At 29.4% G+C, this 22739-nt stretch carries 17 protein-coding genes; 8 read left to right on the forward strand and 9 right to left on the reverse strand.

Annotation, left to right across the window (positions count from 1 at the left end; all coding sequences use genetic code 4):
* From VBM86_RS02410 to uvrB, 7 genes are all read right to left on the reverse strand, one after another.
* On the reverse strand, nt 1-1798 hold a 1798-nt coding region (locus VBM86_RS02410), incomplete at its 3' end, for an ABC transporter ATP-binding protein (protein WP_323189741.1).
* Nucleotides 1791-3584, reverse strand: coding sequence for an ABC transporter ATP-binding protein (locus tag VBM86_RS02415; protein WP_323189742.1), 1794 nt, complete (start codon nt 3582-3584; stop codon nt 1791-1793). The genes VBM86_RS02415 and VBM86_RS02410, both read right to left, overlap by 8 nt.
* Before the next feature lie 27 nt (nt 3585-3611).
* Nucleotides 3612-4529: an NAD(P)/FAD-dependent oxidoreductase gene (locus VBM86_RS02420; protein WP_323189743.1), complete on the reverse strand. Its 918-nt coding sequence runs from the start codon at nt 4527-4529 to the stop codon at nt 3612-3614.
* A gap of 214 nt (nt 4530-4743) precedes the next feature.
* Nucleotides 4744-5730 (reverse strand): prolipoprotein diacylglyceryl transferase, encoded by a 987-nt coding sequence (gene lgt / locus VBM86_RS02425; RefSeq protein WP_323189744.1) that lies wholly within the window; start codon nt 5728-5730, stop codon nt 4744-4746.
* Complete coding sequence (gene hprK / locus VBM86_RS02430; RefSeq protein WP_323189745.1) at nt 5723-6661, reverse strand: HPr(Ser) kinase/phosphatase; 939 nt, start codon at nt 6659-6661, stop codon at nt 5723-5725. Before hprK ends, lgt begins: the two co-directional genes overlap by 8 nt.
* Before the next feature lie 63 nt (nt 6662-6724).
* Nucleotides 6725-9565: an excinuclease ABC subunit UvrA gene (gene uvrA / locus VBM86_RS02435; RefSeq protein ID WP_323189746.1), complete on the reverse strand. Its 2841-nt coding sequence runs from the start codon at nt 9563-9565 to the stop codon at nt 6725-6727.
* Between the two features lie 13 nt (nt 9566-9578).
* On the reverse strand, nt 9579-11576 hold the full coding sequence (uvrB, locus tag VBM86_RS02440) for an excinuclease ABC subunit UvrB (protein ID WP_323189747.1): 1998 nt from the start codon (nt 11574-11576) through the stop codon (nt 9579-9581).
* Between the two features lie 126 nt (nt 11577-11702).
* On the opposite strand from uvrB, the gene VBM86_RS02445 reads away from it, so the two are divergent.
* Complete coding sequence (locus VBM86_RS02445) at nt 11703-12260, forward strand: hypothetical protein (protein WP_323189748.1); 558 nt, start codon at nt 11703-11705, stop codon at nt 12258-12260.
* A 63-nt stretch (nt 12261-12323) separates the two neighbouring features.
* A complete protein-coding gene (locus VBM86_RS02450) occupies nt 12324-12734 on the forward strand; it encodes a hypothetical protein (protein WP_323189749.1) in 411 nt (136 codons plus the stop codon).
* An 85-nt stretch (nt 12735-12819) separates the two neighbouring features.
* Here the strand turns inward: VBM86_RS02450 and VBM86_RS02455 are convergent, their stop codons facing one another.
* Nucleotides 12820-15408: a DNA topoisomerase (ATP-hydrolyzing) gene (locus tag VBM86_RS02455; protein WP_323189750.1), complete on the reverse strand. Its 2589-nt coding sequence runs from the start codon at nt 15406-15408 to the stop codon at nt 12820-12822.
* A gap of 571 nt (nt 15409-15979) precedes the next feature.
* Between VBM86_RS02455 and dnaX the strand changes: the two genes are divergently transcribed.
* The 6 genes from dnaX to rsmI are packed head-to-tail and all read left to right on the forward strand — an operon-like array spanning nt 15980 to nt 21620.
* Complete coding sequence (gene dnaX / locus VBM86_RS02460) at nt 15980-18439, forward strand: DNA polymerase III subunit gamma/tau (protein ID WP_323189751.1); 2460 nt, start codon at nt 15980-15982, stop codon at nt 18437-18439.
* Nucleotides 18440-18447: 8 nt separating this feature from the next.
* Nucleotides 18448-18732 (forward strand): YbaB/EbfC family nucleoid-associated protein, encoded by a 285-nt coding sequence (locus VBM86_RS02465; RefSeq protein WP_257089044.1) that lies wholly within the window; start codon nt 18448-18450, stop codon nt 18730-18732.
* A 5-nt stretch (nt 18733-18737) separates the two neighbouring features.
* Nucleotides 18738-19322, forward strand: a complete 585-nt coding sequence (locus tag VBM86_RS02470) for a toprim domain-containing protein (protein ID WP_323176720.1) — start codon at nt 18738-18740, stop codon at nt 19320-19322.
* 27 nt (nt 19323-19349) lie between these two features.
* Nucleotides 19350-20000, forward strand: coding sequence for a dTMP kinase (tmk, locus tag VBM86_RS02475; RefSeq protein ID WP_323189752.1), 651 nt, complete (start codon nt 19350-19352; stop codon nt 19998-20000).
* Nucleotides 20000-20920: a hypothetical protein gene (locus VBM86_RS02480; protein WP_323189753.1), complete on the forward strand. Its 921-nt coding sequence runs from the start codon at nt 20000-20002 to the stop codon at nt 20918-20920. Before tmk ends, VBM86_RS02480 begins: the two co-directional genes overlap by 1 nt.
* On the forward strand, nt 20913-21620 hold the full coding sequence (gene rsmI / locus VBM86_RS02485; RefSeq protein WP_323189754.1) for a 16S rRNA (cytidine(1402)-2'-O)-methyltransferase: 708 nt from the start codon (nt 20913-20915) through the stop codon (nt 21618-21620). The genes VBM86_RS02480 and rsmI overlap by 8 nt, the downstream gene beginning before the upstream one ends.
* A 34-nt stretch (nt 21621-21654) precedes the next feature.
* Here the strand turns inward: rsmI and VBM86_RS02490 are convergent.
* On the reverse strand, nt 21655-22739 hold a 1085-nt coding region (locus VBM86_RS02490; RefSeq protein ID WP_323189755.1), incomplete at its 5' end, for a DUF2130 domain-containing protein.

Consider the following 22739-nt stretch of genomic DNA (forward strand, 5'->3'; position numbering starts at 1 on the left):
AACGGTGTGCTATAACAAATGAAGTTTTATTTTTCATAAGTTCATACATACCCTCTTGGATTTCTCTTTCAGTTTCTGTATCAATTGTTGAAGTGGCTTCATCAAGCACTAATATCATTGGATCTAACATACTTGTTCTTGCGATTGAAAGAAGTTGTTTTTGACCTTGTGAAAGTGATTCTCCTGCATTTTCTAAGATAGTATTAAACCCATCTTCAGTTTGTTTAATGAATCTAGTTGCATTAGCAATTTTTGCAGCTTCTTTAATATCTTTAAGTGCCGCATCAGCAACACCATAAGCAATGTTGTCAGCTATTGATTCAGTAAATAATGAAGTTTCTTGAAGAACATATCCAAGTGATTTACGTAATGAAGATTTTTTAATTAGTCTAATATCAATTCCATCAAGTTTAATCGAACCTTCAAATACATCATAAAATCTATTAATTAAGTTTGTAATTGTAGTTTTTCCAGCACCAGTAGCACCCACAAATGCAACTCTTTCACCTGGTTTAATATGTAAATCAAAATCTTTGATAATAGGTTTTCCTTCAACATAACCTGCATAAACGTGATTGAAATCAAACTTACCATCAATTCTTTTAATTAATCATCCCATTGAACCCATTGGTATTTTGAAGTAGTATCTTGACGGTTCGCTTAAGAATTTTTCTTTATCATAAGAATTAAATCAAATAATATTTGATTTAGATAAATCTGAATGATTGATAATTTCGATTGAACCTTTATCAACTTCTGATAAATTATCCATTGCATCAAACACACGTCTTGCACCTGCTGCAGCCATTGCAAGTGTATTGAACTCTTGAACAATTTGAGAAATTGGTAATGAAAAGTTTCTTGCATATTGTAAGAACGCAACAATAACTCCTGCACTGATTGCAACATCTAATGAACCGACTTTACCACCGTTAAGGTAAATAAGTCCAGAAATAATAGCAATAATTGCATAGTTAATATTTCCAATGTTCATAAATACAGGGAATAAAACAGTTACATAAGCTTTTGATTTATAGTCAGCTTCATAGAACTCTTTATTTCTCTTTTGCATATCTTTAAATGAAGCTTCTTGATGATTAAAGACTTTAATAACCTTGACACCATTAATCATCTCATTTATAAATCCGTTGATAATACCTAGACGTTTTTGCCTTAATGTAAAGAATTTACTTGATTTCCTTGCATAAACAGATGACAAGAACATAGTTGTTCCTACAAGTGCAAATACTATTAATGATAAAAATCAGTTGTAGTAAAGCATAAACACTGTTGTCACAATAAGTGTTGCTAAGCTTGAAAATATTGTTGGTACAGTTTGCATTATGAATTGCTTAAGCACATCAACATCATTAACAAACAATGACATTAAGTCACCTTTAAGTTTCTTGTCAAAGTAGCTTATTGGTAATGTTTGCATTTTTGCATATAAGCTATCACGTAAGTTTTTAATAGTTGTATGTGTTAAGAATACTGCTAATCTTGTTGCTATAAATTCAAAAAGCACACCTGATAAAAATAAACTAATTAAGATAATGATTGAAAGGTTGAATCCATTTCAATCAAATTCAGTGAAACCTGATTGAAAAAATGGAACTAAGAATTTGTTGAATAGCACTAACCCCAAGTAAGATTGTCCCAAAACATTTACTACTGATGAAATAACGAAACCGAAAATAATGAGCATAAAATATCATTTATTTGTAGCTCAGATAAGTGCAATAACTCTTTTAAGAGCGCTTTTAGCTTCTGAGCTTTTTATAGTTTTTCTTTTATTCATCACTACCTCTATTTTGTGTTTCATATAAATGTCTGTAGTATTCGTTTGATTTTAAAAGTTCTTCGTGCTTACCAATTCCTGAAATTTCACCATCATTAACAATTACAATCTTATTTGCATGCTGAATTGATGAAATTCTTTGCGCAATAATGATTTTAGTTACATCTCCCAATTCATATTTAAGTGAGTGTTGGATTTTCTTATCGGTATTATTATCAACTGCACTAGTTGAGTCATCTAAGATAAGAATTTTTGATTTTTTGAGTATAGATCTTGCTATTGAAAGGCGTTGTTTTTGCCCACCTGAAAAGTTGTTTCCTGATTCTTCTACTCAAGTGCTCAAGCCATCTTTAGCAAAAACAAAGTCATAAGCCGATGCTTTTTTAAGTGCTTCAATTATTTCTTCATCAGTTGCTTCTTCATTTCCTCAACGCATATTTTCAGCAACTGTTCCTGTGAATAAAACATTCTTTTGAAGCACTATAGAAACTTGATTCCTAAGTGCTTCAAGATTGTAATCTTTAACATTAACTCCACCAACTAAAACTTCTCCATTAGTTACATCATATAACCTTGGTATAAGTGAAATAAGTGAAGATTTACCAGCTCCTGTTTTTCCTAAAATACCAACAGTTTCACCTGGTTCAATTGTTAAATTAATATTATTTAAGTTATTTAATTCAGCGTGTTCTTTATATTTTAAAGACACATTTCTAAATTCAATTTTTCCACTAGCAACTTCTGTGAGCCCATCTTCTTTTTGAACTAAAATTGGTTTTTCTTCAATAAGTTCTCTAATTCTTTTAGCTGATGCCTTAGCAGAAGTTACATTAATAACACCTACAGAGAATAAAATGAAGTTAACTAGAACTTGAAACATATAACCAATGAAAGAAGTTAATGTACCAAAATCCATTGTTGCATTTTGCTTATTCACAACAATATCTTTTGTAGCAACTGCAATAAATGAAACTAAACAAACATAAATAAGTAACCCAAATAAAGCTCTGTTTGAGTTAATTCATTTTTCGGTCATTATAGAAATTTTTCTAACTAATGCTGATGAGTTTTTAATATCAAGCAATTCATCTTGTTCTTTAACGAATGATTTAATTGTTCTAATTGCATTTAAGTTTTCACCAATTTTTGTGTTTAAGCCATCATAAGCTTTAAGCATTAAATGATATCTTCTATAAACCATAAACATTACAAAACCAATAAATATAGCTAACACAACCATAATAGCAAGCAAAATTGATGCTAATATAGGTGCTATTGTAAATGCAATAGAAATAGCAACCAAAATCATAATTGGTGCTCTAAGCATCATTCTAATGATGTTTAAATAAGCATTTTGAATAGAAACAATATCAGTTGTTAGTCTTGTTATAAGTGTACCATTTGAGTAGTTATCTAAGTTCTTAAATGATAATCTCATTAAATTTTTATAAGCATACGCTCTTGCATTATAACCTAGTCCTGCAGCTGCTTTGGATGCGAAAATTCCACTAAGTGCACCAAAAGCAAGTGATGCCAAAGCAAGCGCAATAATAACAAGTGAATATTTTAAAATACCATTTCACGCTTCGTTTTGTAATGCTGCAAATGCTAACTTTTGAATTCCATTATCCATTAATTTCTTAACAGCTAACGGAATAAGCACTTGTGCTACAACTTCTAAAATAGCAAATAATATAGAAAGCAATGAAGCAGTTCTATAATTTTTCGTTAATTCAAAGAAACTAAAATGTGTAGGAACATAATTTTTAGTTTGTGCCCTCTGCATTATTACTCCTTTCTTTTAAATTGTAAATTAGCTTAAATAATCAATTATGCTTCTAGCAGCTACTGCACCATCTGATGCTGCTGTAACTATTTGACGAACTTTTGTTTGTCTAATATCGCCTGCTGCATAAATTCCTGGAACATTTGTTTCCATTTTATCGTTAGTAACAATGAAACCTTTTTCATCAAGTATTCCTAAATCCTGAGCAAATCACGCAGATGATTCAAATCCTATGTAAGGGAAAAATGATGAAACTTTAAGTTCTGTTTGCTCACCATTTTTATTTTCAATAACAACTCCTTCAAGTTGTCTATCACCAAGTAGCTGAACTATTTGTGAATTTTTAAACACTTTAATATTTGGCTGTCTCAATAATTCTTTAACTAAAACTTTATCAGCTTTGAAGGTTTCATCTCTGATAACTAAATTAACTTCACTAGCAATTCTAGATAAGTAAATTGATTCTTCAACAGCTGAATTTCCATCACCTAAGACTACCGATGGATTTTTACCAAATAATGGAGCATCACAAACAACACAGTAACTAATTCCAAAGTGTTCAAATCTATCATATTCAGGTATAAAAGTTGGTCTTCTATTTATCATTCCAGTTGCAATTAAAACTGATTTAGCTTTTACAATTGAACCATCTGATAAAACAATTTCTTTATCATATTTACCTAAGTTATTAATTTTTGTAACTGTACCATAAAGATATTTAGCTCCATATTCTTTAGCATGGTCAAAGAATTCTTGAGCTAATTTTCAACCTTCAATTTCAGATGTACCTAATCAGTTTTCAACTTTTGCAGTTGATGATAATTTTCCCCCAGGAGCACCTTTTTCGATAAATGCAACATTCAAGTTTGCTCTTGATGCATATAAAGCTGCATTTAATCCAGCAGGTCCTCCACCAATAATCACAAGATCATAAATTCCGTTCATAGCTTCTCTCCTTAAAAAATAATTATTTAGTTTTAAATTTTATAACTTTTTAAATCATTGTTAAATGTGAGTAGATTTTATCAAAAAATACAAATTTGCTAGTTATATAGGTTAAAAAGTCATTTTTTGCTAATTGAGCTAAATAAATTTTAGTTTGGTAAAGCATCAAAATCTGCAAAATAAAAATATATCCAATTGCTTGGATATATCTAAATTAAGCTACAGGTCTTTTAGTTCATAATTTACTAAATAAGTAGCTAAAACTTGTGATGTTTACGTGATTCAAGTAAGCTTCTTTATTTTTGTGTTCAAATACAAATTTGTATTTTTCTAATTTTCTTACATATAAATTTCCTCTTAAGAATTCAAAGTAGATAAGTCCTAATCCACCACCGATGATGAATAAGAATGCAACTACTGAATAAAGGTTATATGATTCTTCACGTAAAGGTTCCATTGCAGCACGAGTTATACCATATCAAATTAAGTATAAAGCCCCACCTGACCCTGGTCTTAATAATCCAAAGTAGTTAACAACTCAACAAATTAAAATGTAACCAATTAAGTTCGCTAATCCTTCGTATAAGAATAATGGATATCTGTAAGCACCTTCAAGACCCATACTTGTAGTTAATGAGTCAGAAATGTACATATTTGAAGCAAATGACTTTCCAAATACTAATACCGATGCACCAGTTCAGTCTATTTTTCCATAAACCTCGTGGTTAGCATAGTTTCCAAAACGCCCAACAAATTGTCCTACTAAAACTGCTGGGAGAATGTATCCAAATGCTTTTTTCAAATCAACATCTTTTCTCTTTGTGTATAAGTAAACTATATCAAGGAAAGCGGCTAGAACAACTCCTCCTTGAATACTTAATCCCCCTTGTCAAATTGCATATCAATGCGAGTTAGGGAATGGATTATCAGGTTGATAAATAAGTCTTTCAATAATGAACCCTAAACGAGCTCCAATGATACCAGCAGGAACTGTAATTAAAATTATCACAAATAAGATATCTATATTTCAACTTTCTTTATATCAGAAGAAGAAAACAGTAAGAATTGATAGGATAAAACCTAACATAATCATAAATGAGTAAAGGTGCATTTGAAAGGAACCAATACTAAATAAGATTGTTGAAGTACCCTCTGCTATTGGAGAATCAGGTACTCAAGCAGGATATGCTGAATTATTCATTTTCTAATAGTGTCCTTTCATAAATTTCATCTAATACATTCATACCATCATTTCTAGCTAAGTAAGTATTAACAGCAGCTCTAATTAATGAAGCAGCTGAACCCCCTTCTTTGATTGGTATTTGCATTTTCTTAATCGAACGTCCAAAAATTGGATATTCTAAATAATCAACACCTAATCTATCGAATTCACTATTACCATCTTGTTTAACAAGTTCGATAACAAGATCGATGATTGATGATTTGGCTACAGTCGATACTCCATAAAGTTTTTTAATATCAACTAAACCAATACCTCTGATTTCAAGAAAATTACGTGTAATTTCTGGTGATGATCCAATAAAAATGTTTCCGTTATCTTTAATCAAAACAGCATCATCGCTAATTAAAACTGCACCTTGCTGAATTAATTGTAAAGCAGCTTCAGATTTACCAACTCCACTAGCTCCAGTAATAAGCACACCTGTTCCTCCAATAAGAACTAATGTTCCGTGAACTTGTGTAACTTCTCCAAAGTAGTTATTTAAATATGAACCGATGTTTGTTGATATGTAAGATGTACTCATATTAACAAGTGCAACTGGAACTTTATATTTGTTCGCTATATCTACAACTCAGTTAATCGCAGGTTTATTAAACCCTTTAGACAAAATAACAAGTGGAGGTTGCTGTGAAATAACACACTCTATAGCTTGGTAAGCTTTATTTTTACCTATTTCAAAAAATCAAGATGATTCAGCAGTTCCTCAAGCAATAACATTTTTGTTAATTCTGTCATTTAAATAATTAGCTGCTAATTCTAACCCTACACGTTTGATTGCAGGTTGATAAATGTCGTTATAAACCAATTCTTGATTTTCACCATTTATGATTTTTAAATCATAGAAATCAATGATTTTCTTGACATTAATTTTTTTACGTTCTTTATTCATTGAGTATTTTCCTTGAAACTTAAATTTTGTAATTTAATTTTATTAAATTAATTAAGTTTTTGATTACAAAATTTTCTTAAGAAATTGACCTGTGTAACTTCTTGGATTTACAGCAACTTGTTCAGGTGTCCCTTGAGCAACGATTTGTCCTCCGTGAACTCCTCCATCAGGTCCTAAATCGATAATGTGATCGGAAGATTTGATTACATCTAAGTTGTGTTCGATAACAATAACTGAGTCACCGTTTTCAACAATTCTATTAAGAATATGAATTAATTTCTTAACATCGTGAGTATGTAATCCTGTTGTTGGTTCATCAAGGACATAAACTGTTTTACCTGTTGGTTTCTTTTGCAAGTAAGTTGCTAACTTAACACGTTGTGCTTCTCCACCACTTAAAGTTGTCGACATTTGTCCAAGCTTAATATAACCTAAGCCTACGTCCTGTAGGATTTGAAGTTTTTCAATAATCTTATTTCTGTGCTCAAAAAATAAAATCGCTTCATCAACACTCATATCTAAAACTTGAGAAATATTTTTGTTGTGGTACTTTATTTCAAGTGTTTCTTTATTGTATCTTTGACCATCACATTGATCACAAGGTACATAAACATCAGGTAAAAAGTGCATTTCAATTTTTATGAAACCATCTCCTGAACATTTTTCACATCTTCCACCAGGCACATTGAAACTGAATCTACTTTTTGTATATCCTCTAATTCTTGATTCTTCAATGTTTTCGTAAATTTCTCTAATATCATCAAATACACCTGTGTAAGTAGCAGGGTTTGATCTTGGAGTTTTTCCAATTGGCGACTGAGAAACTGCAATAACTTTATCAATGTTATTTAATCCTGAAATAGTTTTAAATTTAGCTTTCTTGTGATTTAAACCTTCACTAAGTCCAAGTGAATGTTGAATTCCTCTAACTAAAATTTCATTAACTAATGTACTTTTTCCCGAACCTGAAACTCCAGTCACTGCAACTAATTTACCTAGAGGAATAGTTACATCAATATTTTTAAGGTTATTTTCTCTAGCTCCATAAATAGTAACTTGTTTACCATTGCCACCTCTACGTGTTGCTGGAACTTCGATTTTTCATTCACCAGATAAATATTTAGCTGTAATTGAATTTTTTGATTTTATTATTTCATCTAAAGTACCTTGAGCAACTACTGTTCCACCATTTAATCCAGCTTCTGGCCCTATATCAACAATATAGTCAGATGCAAACATTGTGTCTTCGTCGTGTTCAACAACAATTAATGTGTTTCCTATATCAACCATTTTTCTAAGTGCATCAATGAGTTTTAAGTTATCCTTTTGATGTAATCCAATTGATGGTTCATCTAAAACATATAAAACACCTGTTAAATTCGAACCAATTTGAGTAGCTAATCTAATACGTTGAGCTTCTCCACCACTTAAACTTTCAGCACTACGGTTAAGGGTTAAATAGTCAAGACCGACATTTTTAAGGAAGCTTAATCTGTCGATTAATTCCTTTGTAATTAATGATGAAATTTGCTTGTCATTATCATTTAATGTATCAATTAATTTATTAACCTCTACAAGTGAATCTTCGATTGATAAAGCAATAAAATCATAAATATTTTTATTATCTAATTTAACTGCTAATGCATATTCATTTAATCTTGAACCCTTACATACTGAACAAGTGAATGAACCCATATATTTTTTAAGGTAATCTCTTCTTCTATCTGAAGTAGTTTCATAATACATTTTTTCAATCTTAGTTAAGATACCATCAATTTCTTTTTCTCTTCTGATGATGTTATTTGATGAAGAAACTAATGTGTAAGCAATAGGTTCGTGTGAACCATATTTAATTATTTCAAGCTCTTTTTCTCATAAATCTTCAATAGGTGTGTTTTTATTTATATTGTAGTAATTTAAAAGCTGATCAAACTCTTGTCATTCAAGGTTTTGAGTATTGACTGTATTTTGAAAATATTCAATTCCACCTTCATTAATTGATCTTCAAGGTTCAGGAACAATTGAATCAAAGTCAGCTTTAAACTCAAGTCCTAAACCTTTACAGTTATCACACATTCCATATGGAGCATTGAATGAGAATAATCTTGTTTCAATTTTAGGCATATTGAAATCTTTGTAGATGCAAGAATATGTTTTTGAGAAGATAAATGTTTTATCTAAATCAACATTTTCAACCTTAATTAATCCATCTGCATATTCAGTTGCAATTTCTAAAGCTTGTGAAATTCTATTGTAATTTTCTTCAGTTAATCTAACACGATCAATTACTAATTCTATAGTGTGCTTGTTGTTTTTGTTCAAATCAATAGGTTCATCAAGCATCATATACATACCGTTAACTTTAACTCTTAAGAAACCTTCTTTTTTAAGCTTTTCAAAAAGATTTTGGTGTGTTCCTTTTTCTCCATCAACTAATGGAGCTAAAATAACAAGTCTTGAATTAGGTTCTTGTTCATAAATTGAATTTAAAATGACTTTAGTTGTCTGAGTTGAAATTTCAATGTTATGTGTAGGACAATATGGCTTACCAATTCTTGCAAAAAGTAATCTAAAATAATCGTAAATTTCAGTAACTGTTCCAACAGTAGATCTAGGGTTATTATGAACAGTTTTTTGTTCAATCGAAATTGATGGACTTAGTCCTTCAATTTTGTCAACATCTGGTTTTTTAGTCCCTCCTAAAAACATTCTTGCATAAGATGAAAGAGAATCGACATATCTTCTTCTTCCTTCTTCATATATTGTGTTGAATGCAAGTGAACTTTTACCACTACCACTAAGACCTGTAAATACAATTAACTTATTTTTAGGTAAAGTTAAATCAATATTCTTAAGGTTATTTTCTCTAGCTCCTTGAATAATTAATAAATTTTCTTTACTCATTTAATACTCCTTTCTATTTTGTTTCTTGTAATTCTAATAATATATTTCTAAGCTCAATAGCTCTTTCATAATCAAGCTCTTTTGCAGCTTGATTCATTTGATTTCTAATATCCTCAATAATTTCTTGTTTAGCTTTCTTATCGATTTTGTCGCCTGATTTAGTTTTGTTTTGTTTAGCTAAAATAGCTTCAACAGCATTTGTAATATCGTGACCATGAATTGGTTCACTTATAGGTTTGATAATTGTTCTAGGTACAATTCCATGTTTTTCATTGTAAGCGAGCTGAATACGTCTTTTTTCTTCATTATCATCCATACAAATTTTCATTGCTTCCGTGATTCTATCAGCATAGAAAACTGCTTTACCATTTGCGTTACGAGCTGCACGACCTGTAATCTGAATTAAACTTCTTGCATTACGCATAAATCCAGCTACATCAGCATCTAAAACAAGCACTCTAGAAACTTCAGGTATATCGATACCTTCACGTAAAAGGTTAATTCCGACAATAACTTCGTAAATACCTTTTCTAAACTTTCTAATAATTTCATTTCTAACAAAAGTGTTATGCTCTGAGTGAATGTAAGCAGCTTTAATTCCGTGCTCAATTAAGTAAGTTGACAATTCTTCAGCACTTCTTTTTGTGACTGTTAAAATAATTGTTTTTTCACCAGTTTCTCTTTGTTTTATTATGGTGTCATAGATGTCTTCAATTTGATTTTCCTTTGGTTTAATAATAATTTCAGGATCAACTAATCCAGTTGGACGAACATAAAGTTTTGAAATATTACTTGGTTCAGTTTTTTCAAGTTCGTAATCACCGGGTGTTGCTGAAATGTAAATTCTAGGAAACTTGAATTCAGTTTCTCATTCATTAAACATTAAAGGTCTGTTATCAAAAGCAGATGGTAATCTAAAACCATAATCAACAAGTTTTTCTTTTCTTGATCTATCTCCTTTATACATTGCTCCTAATTGTGGAATGAACATATGTGACTCATCAATTAACATTAATGAATCTTCAGGGAAGTAATCTAAAATTGTGTATGGTCTTTGACCAAAAGTTCTACCATCAAGGTACATTGAGTAATTTTCTATACCTTTGCAAGTACCAAATTCTTTCATATCGTCAATATCATTTTTAACTCTTTGAGATAATCTAGCAGACTCGAGTATTTTCTGTTCTTTAACAAACTTTGCAATTGATTGCGCTAATTCTTCTTCAATTTTTGGAATTATCCTATCAAAAACAGTTTTATCTGTAGCATACTCATCTCCAGGTGAAAGTACATAGATATTATGTTTTTTAGAGACTTCTTTTGTAAGTGGTTCTATTGTTGCAATATCCTCAATTTCATCCCCAAAGAATGAAATCCTAATTGCATGATTTTCAGAATCAGCAGGTCTAACAATTACCGTGTCGCCTTTAACTGTGAAATCTCCAGGAGACTGGTCTATATCATTTCTGTCATATTTAATTTTGATAAGTTGTGTGATAAAGTTATTCAACCCAATTTCTTGACCTTTGTAAAATCTAAAGAATGAATCTTTATAAACTTCAGGAGAAAGTGCTCCATAAATAGCTGAAACACTGGCCACAACAATTACATCTTTACGTGTAATTAATGAATTAATTGCACTCATTCTTAAGATTTCAATTTGCTCATTAGTTTTAGAATCCTTTTCAATATAAACATCAGTACTTGGCTCATAAGCTTCAGGCCTGAAATAGTCAAAGTAACTAATGTAATATTCGACTGCATTATTAGGAAAAAATGACTTTAGCTCACTATATAATTGACTTGCTAAAGTCTTATTATGAGACAAAATAATAGTAGGTCTATTAACCTCTTTAATAACATTAGCAATAGTAAAAGTTTTTCCTGAACCTGTTACTCCTAAAAGAACTTGATCAGTAATTCCTTTTTTCACACTCTCTGCTAATTCTTTAATTGCTTTAGGTTGGTCTCCTTGTGGTTTATAGTCTGCTTTTAAATCGAATATACTCATGATTAATATATTATATATGTTTAATTTTTAGCATAATATTCTTTTAAAAATGACTAAAAAGTCTATTTTTTAGGCTTAAAATCCTATAAATCTTTATAATTAAACTTGTTAGCTAACAGGAGTGATATGAAAAAGAAAATTAATAAGAAAACCTTAATATGAATAATTTGAGCATCATTTTTAATGGTCTGTGGTTTAGGTGTGACTATAGCAAGAATCGTTATTACTGTGCAAAATTCAAATAGACACTACGAAATACCTAAAAGAGAAGTCAAAATTAATTTTTTATACAAAAATGAAATTGTTTACTCCTATATGCATTCAATAGATGCTGGTGAATATATTCAATTTTTTGAAGTAGATGATGAGAATTTACCTGGAGAATATAAGACAGGTGAATATGAATATAACAAAAGCACTTATGCTCTAGATGATACAGAAACTATAAATATAACTATCACCAAAAAACGTGCTCCTGTTACTATGATCCCATACACATTTGAATTTGTGAATGATAATGATGAGGTGATTTTTACAAATACAACCAACTTACCTGATTACTTTTACTACTATGACGTAGCTAAATTAGTTCCGGAAGGTTACAAAATGACTACTGAAACAACAAGAATTGATATAAACAAATCACAAACAACCTACAAGATAACTGTTATTCCGACAAATTAGTTAAACTAACTCAAATAATATATAATTAATATGTTATATGGTTAAAATATAACAAGTATAAAAATGGAAACATCGGTTATTATGAACAAACAACAAAGCAATTTATCTAAACCTATTTTAGCTTTATCAATTGTAAATCTTTTATTAAACATAGTTTTTGCAATTGTTATTTTCTTATTCTTTGTAGCAGTTGCTAGTGCATCTGAATCAATGACAGTTTCAAGTTCCGGAACTTATGAAAAAGAGAACTCTGCTGCTGCAGCAGTCATGCTATCATATTTTATAGTTTTTGGTATTCTTGGATTTATATCTTTTGTAACAGGACTTACAGGATTCATTCTTGTAATCATAGGAGCTGTAAGGGTTTCATCACAAAATACAGCTGTAATGATACTTTACATAGTTTCTATTTTCTTAGGACCATTATTCTCTATGATTGGCGCAATAATTGCTTTAAAGAATAAAATAGACTAGATAAATCAATGATTGAATAGCTAAAAATAGCTATTCTTTTTTTATTCAAATTTTGCAAATAAAATAATATCTCATTGCTGAGATATTATTTCTTTGTACTCTTAGTTAATTCATCAATACGTCTTAAAATGTCATCTAAACTTTTTGAAACATTAGAAACTACAGCATCTGTCTTCTCTAATATAACTTTTTCTTTTTTCACTTGCTCTTGGGTGAATAAGTTTTGCGCAATTGCATAATCCTTATCAAAATATTTAACATTAAATGACATTTTGTAAATACTTGGAACATCTATATTGTAAACTCTTGCACTATCGTTTGAAACACCATATGATTTAACAGATTCAATAATTGTGTGCTCAAAATCATCTTTAATGTAGATAACTGATTCATCATTGATTGGTTCACAAACGTATGGAATAAATTTCTTATTATCTTTTAATAAAGGTTTACCTTTAATATTTTTAGGTACAGATGGTAATTTAGATGAATTAATTTTAATAATTTGACCATTTGTTGATAAGATACCAACCATTTGATCTGATTTAACACAAGTAAATGTAGCAATCTTATCATCAAGTGATAAGTAAACCCCTTTATTACCTTTAGCTTTAGTTCCAAATTGTGGTAATTCAGTTTCAGAATACTTAGTTACATTACCTTTTTCGGTAATTATTATTGCATTAGTTGTTCCATCTGTCATAACAGCATTAACAACTGCATCTGTTTTTTCAATGTTAACAGCCTTGTAAATTTTATTAACCCTTGAAACTTCAAAATCTTTAAGCACTGTTTTCTTAACATATCCATCTTTTGTTGCTAGAGCAATGTAAGATAAAATATTTCAATCTGAAACTTCAAACACTCCCACAATTTCATCCATCACACGGATATCCACATAAGCAGATAAGTGAGTTCCATTGTCTTTTCATTTATCTTCTGGAATTTTGTAAGCAGGGAATACGATGTAGTTACCTTGAGCTGTAATGAAAATTAAGTTGTGTAATGAATTTACTTTTCCGAAGAAAACTAAATAGTCATCGTCTTTAAGTCCATAATTTTCAATCTTGTTACTATCAAGAACTTTTTGTGAAAATCTCTTGATGTATCCTGCTCTTGAGACTCCAATGTTAAGAATTTCTTCTTTTACTAAATCAGTTTGATCATAGCTAAAGTCATATTCTTGATCTTCGATTTGAGTTTTTCTTGGAGTTCCAAATTTAACTTTAATTTCCATTAATTGTTCAATAATGTACTGATCAAATGCTTTTGGATCAATAAGCAATTTAGAAATTTTCTTAATGTCTTTTTCTAATTGTAATTTTTCATTTAAGTAGGCTTGCTTATCTGTTTTGGATAAACGGTAAAGTCTCATTTCAGCAATAGCTGTTGCTTGATTTTGTGTAAATCCAAACTCTTTAATTAAGTTTTGAATAACGCCAGCTTTAGAACCTTCTGATCTTCTAATAACTGCAATAACTTCATCTGAAATTTCTGAAACCTTAATAAACCCTTCTACAAGCTCTAAACGCAATTTAAGTTTTTCTAAATCGTATGTTAAAGTCTTAACTTTAATATCTTTAACGTGAGCTACGTAAGCATCTAGAAGTCCAATTACACCAAGTGTAACAGGTTCATTTTTAAGGATGCAAGTATTATTGTATGTGTAAATAACTTGCATATTTGTTTTTTGAAGTAAGTAATTTAAAATACTACGTTCATTGGCATTTTTATTTAAAGTAATTAAAATGCTAATTCCATCTCTATCTGATTGGTCCTTAATTTCTGTAATTCCATCAATTAACTTATCTTTAATAATTTTGTCAATCTCATAAACTAATTTCGACTTCACTACACCATAAGGAATCTCTGTGATTTCAATATATTTATGTTTTTCATCTTCAGAAGTTGTGTATTTAGAAAACAATCTGATTTTGTTTTTTGTGTTGTTTCCGAATTCAAGTGCTTCTAAGATACCTTTGTTCCCTTTGATTACACCACCTGTCGGAAAATCAGGACCCTTAACGATTTTTGAAATTTCATCAAAATGTGAAAATGGATTTGTAATTCTGTAGATAGCTCCATCAATAATTTCATTTAAGTTATGTGGAGGCATTTCAGTTGCCATACCTACAGCAATACCTGAAGCACCATTAACAAGTAAGTTGGGGAATAACGATGGTAAAACTATTGGTTCAATTTCTGAATCATCAAAGTTAGGAGCGAACTTAACTGGATTTTTCTTAATTTCACCTAAAACATATTCAGCAATAGGTGACATTCTAACCTCTGTATAACGCATAGCGGCAGCAGGGTCGTTATCAATAGAACCAACATTACCATGCATATCAAGTAATGGATGATTGATTTTTCATCATTGAGACATATTAACCATAGCTTCATAAACTGAAGAATCACCGTGTGGGTGATATTTACCAATTACATCTCCTACAACACGAGCTGACTTTTTATATGGTTTATCGTGAGTTAAACCAAGTCCCAACATAGAATATAAAATTCTACGTTGAACTGGTTTCAGACCATCACGTGCTTCTGGGATAGCTCTGTTTTGAATAACGTATTTTGAATATCTACCAAAACGATCATCCATAATCTTATCTAATGATTGTCTGATAATTTTGTCTGCAATTTTTTGTTCTAAGTTTTTTTTCATACTTACTCCTACTTAAATGCTTGTTAATTAAAATTATAATTTATTATATAGATGCTAATTACAATTTTTGAAGTATATTCATAGGTATCGAAATAAAAATTTGTAAGTTTAAAAAATATGAATGATTTAAGACTTTTTATAGTAAAATAACATAAGAAAAATAGCATGTATTTTTGCAAAAATATATATGCACAATTCATAAAAATTATCATTATAAAAATAGTTTAAATAAAGGATAAAAATGCGTAAAGTAGTTAGATTAAAAAACAAATTACGTGCTGAAGCTCGTGCTAAAAAACTTGCAAAAGAACGTGCAAGAGACGCTAGAAGAGCTGCTAGAAGCGCTGAATAATCAAGGCCTTTCGGTCTTTTTTTATGCTTATTCACTAAATTAAGCTTTTTTAACTTTTATTCCTAGCACATAGGTATAAAAGTTTTTTATTCTCTCTTTGTGTAATCTGACAAGTTTTTTAAAACTTTTAAAAAACTATATGTTTTTTATTAGTATAATAATTAAAATAAACATTTTATTTTTTATGTCAATATCAAATTTTAAGAAGGGTAATTAAACATGGAATATAAAGCATTGTATAGAAAATATCGTCCAAAAACATTTGATGATGTTATAGGCCAAGAGCACATAATTTTATCTTTAAAAAATATTTTAAAGACTAACAAAATATCACATGCTTATTTATTTTCAGGGCCAAAAGGAACTGGTAAAACATCGATTGCAAAAATATTTGCAATGATGTTAAATTGTGTTCATAAAGATCCTGATGATGTTCTTAATCCATGTGAAATTTGCTTAAGTAATTTAAACAACAATATTGACATAATCGAAATGGATGCTGCATCAAATAATGGTGTTGATGAAATTAGAGATCTTAAGGAAAAAATTGAGCAAACGCCTATGAATGGTAAATACAAAATTTACATCATAGATGAGGTTCATATGCTTACAAAAAGTGCTTTTAATGCATTATTAAAAACACTTGAAGAACCACCTAAACACGCTATTTTCATTTTAGCGACAACAGACTTACATAAAATTCCTTTAACAATTAGATCGAGAGTTCAAAACTTTGTGTTCCATAGAATGAATGATGAGAATATCATCAAACAACTTTCAAAAGTTTTTAACCAAGAACATATAAAATATGATGCTCAAGCTCTTAAACTCATCGCAAGATTATCTAGTGGTGGTATGAGGGATGCACTTACAATTGCTGACCAAGTTAGTATGTTGCATTCAGGTATCATAAGTGCTGAATCAATTTATCAAAACTTCGGTGTTTTATCATCAGAGCAAATTGTTAAAATCTTCAAATTAATTTCTATTAACAATGGAACTAAATTAATTTCATTATTAAATGAATTCCAAAACAATGGTGTCGAGCCACAGCAATTTGTTTTAAGTTTAGTTAACTTCTTAAAAGAAAAGATAATATTATCTAAAACAAATAATGTAAGTTTATTAAGTTGATTTGAACCTGAAGAGTTATCATCAGTTCACTTAGATAATAAAACTTGTTTTGAATTAACTGACATATTCTACGATATGTTAATTAAAGTTAACAAAAGCGAATATCCATTTGAAATTATTCAATTAGGTGTTTTAAAAGCTTTAAATGCTATCAATCCTAGTTTACAAGAAGATTCAGATGAAACTTATGTTGCACCTGTATTTATCAAACCTGTGTTTAACAAAGAAAATCACAAAACTTCAACTAATAATGTTTTTACAGAAACTAAAGAAATTATTGAAGAAGAATTAACTTCTAATGAACCTCCAACTAATATTTCAATGGAAGTTGATAAAAATGAAAACACTATTCTCCAAGACATAAAAGTTGAAGAAATTGAAGATGATGGTTTCATAGATAACTCATTTTTAAGTGAAAAAATAGAAGAAGAAAAAGTTGAGGAAGATAAATTTGTTTTAACAACTGAAAACATTTTTTCAGTAATATCTGGTAACTTTGATATTGAAATAAATCAGGTAAATCAAGAGTCCTCACAAACACAAACAGAGGAAATTAAGAAAGAAACTGAAGAAGAAGTTAAACAAGAAACAAAACAATCGGGTAATCATTTTGCTGATGCATTAATAATTCCTGAAATTGAACCTGTTGGGAATGGATTAGCCGATGAATTTACACCTTATCAACAAGAAAACGTACCTACTGAAGCACAAGAAGAACAAAACATCTTACTTGAATCTTTAGAAATTAATAAAGCACTTACAAAGGAAATTTCTGATCAAGTTAATAAAACAAATGAATTTATTATCCAAAAACACGAATTGTCAAGTGATTTTGATGATGTTAATGATGATATTATCCAATTGCAGTCAGATACATCAACAAATAAAATATTAATTAACACTCGTGAAGTAGAAGTTTCTAAGTTTGAAGAAACAATGGAATTTGTAGAGGAAGTTCAAAAAGAAATTCAGCAAGAAATAAAAGAAGGAAAACTCTTAGAACCTGAAGAAATTTCAACAAATGATGAACCTATACAAATTAGTGAACCACAAGAAGTTAATATTTTCGAATATATATACAACACTCTTTGATCTAAAGAAGATCTATCACGTGATAAAGCGGCTCAATTCCAAAGATCAATTAATCAAGATTTAGCAATAATCACTCAAAACAAACCTGAGTTTTCTGAAATTGCTGAATTGTTTGAAGATTCATCAATTATGGCTGCTTCAGAATATTTCATTAACATTTACAATAAAGATACTGCTAAAGTTAATAAGCTAAAAGAGCTTGCTAACACACCTAAAATGCAAGAATTTGTTAAATATGTTTTTGATAACAAAAACAAATATATTTATCCAGTTGATTCAGCAGCTCTTGCTAAAATTAGAGAAACAATTGGACAAAATAAAGACATCCAAATTGCAGATTATAAACCTAAAAAATGAGAAGATGAGTTTGCACAAAACACTTTAACTGACTTAACTCAAATTGGTAAATTATTATTAGGTGATGATGAAGAATTAGAAATCGAATATGAATAGAGGTTATTATGAATAATGATTTTTTAAGAAGAATTAAAAATATGCAAAAAGAATTAGAAACAAAACAAAAAGAATTAGATGAAAAAACATTCACAGTTTCTAAACAAGGTATTGAAGTAGTTCTTAAAGGAGATATGTCAATCGTTTCAATTGAAATTGATGAATTATTAATTGACCCTGAAGATAAAGACATTCTTCAAGACTTAATTACAATAGCAATCAATGAAGGTATTGATTTAATCAAGGAAGAGCAAGATAAATTAGCTCCATCAATGCCTGGAATGCCATTTTAATAAGAATGTTTAATACAGAACAAATTAACAAATTTTTAGAAGTTATCAGGCAAATTCCTGGTATTTCTAAAAAACAAGCTGAAAAAATTGTTTATTGAATATTAGAAGCTGAAAAAGAGCAAGTGCAACAAGTTGCGCAAGCTTTTATCGATGTAAAAGAAAAAACAACATTTTGTCCTATTTGTTCACAAGTTATTGAAAACAATTATTGCAGTATTTGTGACAATAGCTCAAGAGATAACACGTTGTTAATTGTGGAAAACAGACAAGTTATGCAAAAAATTGAAGATGCTAATATTTACAACGGTAAGTATTATGTGTTTTCACATCTAATTATCAATGAATATGAGGAGCAAAAGTATCAAAAAGAAATTCAAAAACTTTTAGATTATGCTCAAAAATTTGATGAAATTATTTTAGGGATTTCTCCGAGTATAAAAGGTGAGGTAACTAATGAATTTCTTAAGGAGAAACTTACTAAACAGAATTTAAAAGTGACAAGATTAGCCATCGGTTTACCAGTAGGTTCATCGGTTGACTACATTGATGCTATCACTTTAAAATTCTCACTTATAAATAGACAAAAATAAATTAAATACAATCATCTGGAGGAAACTATGTTTATATCATTTGAAGGTTTAGACGGTAGTGGTAAAACTACTTTAACACAGAAACTTTACGTAAAATTACAGGAACTTTACCCACATATTCCTGCTCTCTGAACAAGAGAACCGGGTGGTAGAGGGATTAAAGAAGCTGAAAAAATTAGAGAAATCATTTTAAGCAAAGAATCAGATCTTTCACCTGTTGCTGAAGCTCTTTTATACACAACAAGTAGAAGAATTCACTTAGAAAAAGTAATTTGACCAGCGCTTAAAGAAAATAAAATTCTTATTTGTGATAGATATGTAGATAGCTTTTTTGCATATCAAGGATATGCAAGAAATTTAGGTATTGAATTTACAAAAGCTATTACTAACATAGTTATCAATGGAACAATGCCAGATATTACAATTTTCTTAAATTTAACTCCAGAGCAAGCTAAAAAGCGTCGTGAAGAAACAAGATTAGTTGAAGACAGAATGGAACAAGAAAAATTACAATTCCACCACGATGTTTACAAAGGGTACTTAGAAATGATTAAATCAGACCCTCAACGTTTCATTATTATTGACGCTACTCAAACAGAAGATGAAGTTTTAGAAGATATTATCAAGCAGTTACAACAAAGTCCAAAATTTTTATCTTACCTTAAATCATTTGAGTAATGATTAATCAAACTATATTAAAGTCAATAAATGATTCAGCAAAATTAAATAAGCTAAATCATTTATTTTTATTAACTGCTAATAGTAACTACAATTTTGACAAGGATTTGTTAGATTTTATCAACAACATTAATCCTACTCGAATAGCTGAATTAGATAAATTAAACCTGCCATCTAACATTTACTATTTAGACGGTTCAGAAGAACCTATTAAAAAAGAAGAATTTGAAAATGTTTTTAATGAAGTTTCTTATTCAAGTAACTTTGATAAGTACAAAATAGTTATCATTAAAAACATTGAAAACTCTTCATTAATTGCACTTAATTCACTTTTAAAATCAATTGAAGAACCATCAGATAAAGTCGTTATTATAATGACAACAAACAATGTGAATAACGTTCTTCCAACCATATTATCCCGTGCACAAGTCTTAAAAGTTGATATTCTCTCACCTGAGATAATAGAAGAAAAATTTGCTTCATTGAAAAATGATCCAACTTTTTCAGTTGTCAAAATGCTTTCTAACGATTTAACTTTTTTAACTGAAGCTTCTGAACACTTAGATAAATATAAACACCTTATTGCAGGCTTCATAATTGCTACAAGACAATCTTTATTAAATAAAATTTATATGTTTGAATATTTAGATAGAACAATAGTAAATAAGGATAATGATAAAGATGCACACTTTGTTTTATCACTATTAAAAGCATTCATATTGGGTAAGTTTTTAGAATCCCAAACATTGCCATTGCACAAAGAACTTAATAAACTAAGACAAGAATTATTAGAAAAGCGCCCTAACTTATTAACATTTATAGTTGACTTAGATGACTTTAATAACTCAAAAAACTTTCAAGGTAATTTCGAATTACATAAACAACTTTTATTAAACAAATTAATGGAGTATTATGGCTAAATTGTATATTGTAGGAACACCAATCGGTAATCTTGAAGATATAACTTTAAGGGCATTGAGAATTTTACAAGAGGTAAACATAATTGCTTGCGAAGATACAAGAGTCACTTCTAAACTTCTTCAAAGATATGAAATACCAAATAAAAAATTATTAACATACAATAATTTCACCGAAAAACATAGTGCTCAAGGGATTATTAACTTAATATCTAATGGAGAAGACGTTGCTTTAGTATCTGATGCAGGTATGCCTGTTGTATCAGATCCTGGATTTGAAGTTATTGCTGAAGCAAGAAAAAACAACATAGATATCGAAATTATCCCGGGTGTAAATGCAGCTATAACAGCATTTGTTGCTTCTAACTTTACTAATGACTTTGCATTTCACGGTTTTATTAAAGACAAAAGTCAACAAAGAATTAATCAACTTAAAGAATTGAATATCGGTACACACATTTATTATGTGTCGCCTCATAAATTAACCTCAACTTTAGAAGACATTAATTCTGTATTTAATGGACAAGAAAAAATTTGTTTAGCTAAAGAACTTACAAAACTACACGAAAATCTTTTTTATGGGTCTGCTAGCGAAATTCTTCGGCACTTTGCAAATTTAGACTCTATTAAAGGTGAGTTTACAATGGTTCTGAATTTACCTAAAATCAAAAGAGAAAAAGTAAATAAATATAAAAAGGATTAGAAAAATCAGCAGTTTATTTGCTGATTTTCTTTTTCTATTCTTCTTCTACTTCAACTATGTGAGCTTCTTGCACCCCCTCAATTAAATGTGGAGTTTTACCTTCAACAGATTGTGGTGCACTATCTCAATTAACTTTGTTCATTTTCTTAGTTAATTTGAATTTTTCAACTTCATCAACTAAGTATCTGAATTTTCTTTCAAGATCATTTGTAAGTAAGTTTTCAAGTGCATTAGCTGAATCTTGAATTTTTTCAACTTGTTTCTTCATATCAGTTGCAACTTTATTAAGTGCATCTAATCTTGTATCTAAAAGTTTCTTTTTGAATTGTTCAAATTCTTCAAGAATTTTCATTTTATCTCTAAGTTCGACAAAATTGAATTCAGAAGCCTTTAAAAACATATAACGTTGTAATTGCAACATTTGAATCATAAATGGTAATCTTATTACTCAAACTTGGTTCTTGTTATCTTTATCTCTTTCAATTTTTACAAGAAAGTCATCTTCTTTTTCCAATTCAGTAACTAGGAATGCAGTTTCTGCGTGACGAGCTTTTTGATCTTTAATTAATTTATTTATGAATTGTGAGTTCTTTTGCGAACCATTTTCTGTTTCTGATTTTGCTTCAATAACAACAGAACCAATTTTCACTCTATTATTATTTTCGTTCTTGTAGAAAGTAACTAAGAAGTCTGGTTTTGTACCATCAATATTAGTTGTTGTTTTTTCATAATCAACTAAATCATCCAAGTTCGTGTACTGATCTAATAAGTGAGCAATTTGTTCTTCAAAGTTTTCTCCAACTCTCTTTGAAGATAATAATGATTTACTTGTTTTAAGAGCATCAATTGCGACGTTAGCAGTATCTAATTTATTTTGAACATCAATTTTTTCTTTTTTAAGTTCATCAATTTGCTCTTTAAAATTGTTTTTTAATTCTTCGATAATTTGATTATTCTTAACTTGATTTTCTCTTTCTAATTCTTTTTTGTATTCTTGTTTAGCCTTCTCTATTGCCTTAATATTATTTACTTCAAGCTTGCTTTTCTCAGCTTCAATTGTCGCGTTCATCGAAGCCTTTAATTCACTTAACTGATTTTTTAAATCATTATAAGCATCAG

The organism is Mycoplasma sp. 21DD0573 (assembly GCF_034863425.1).
Taxonomy (GTDB): Bacteria; Bacillota_I; Bacilli_A; order Mycoplasmatales; family Metamycoplasmataceae; genus Mycoplasmopsis.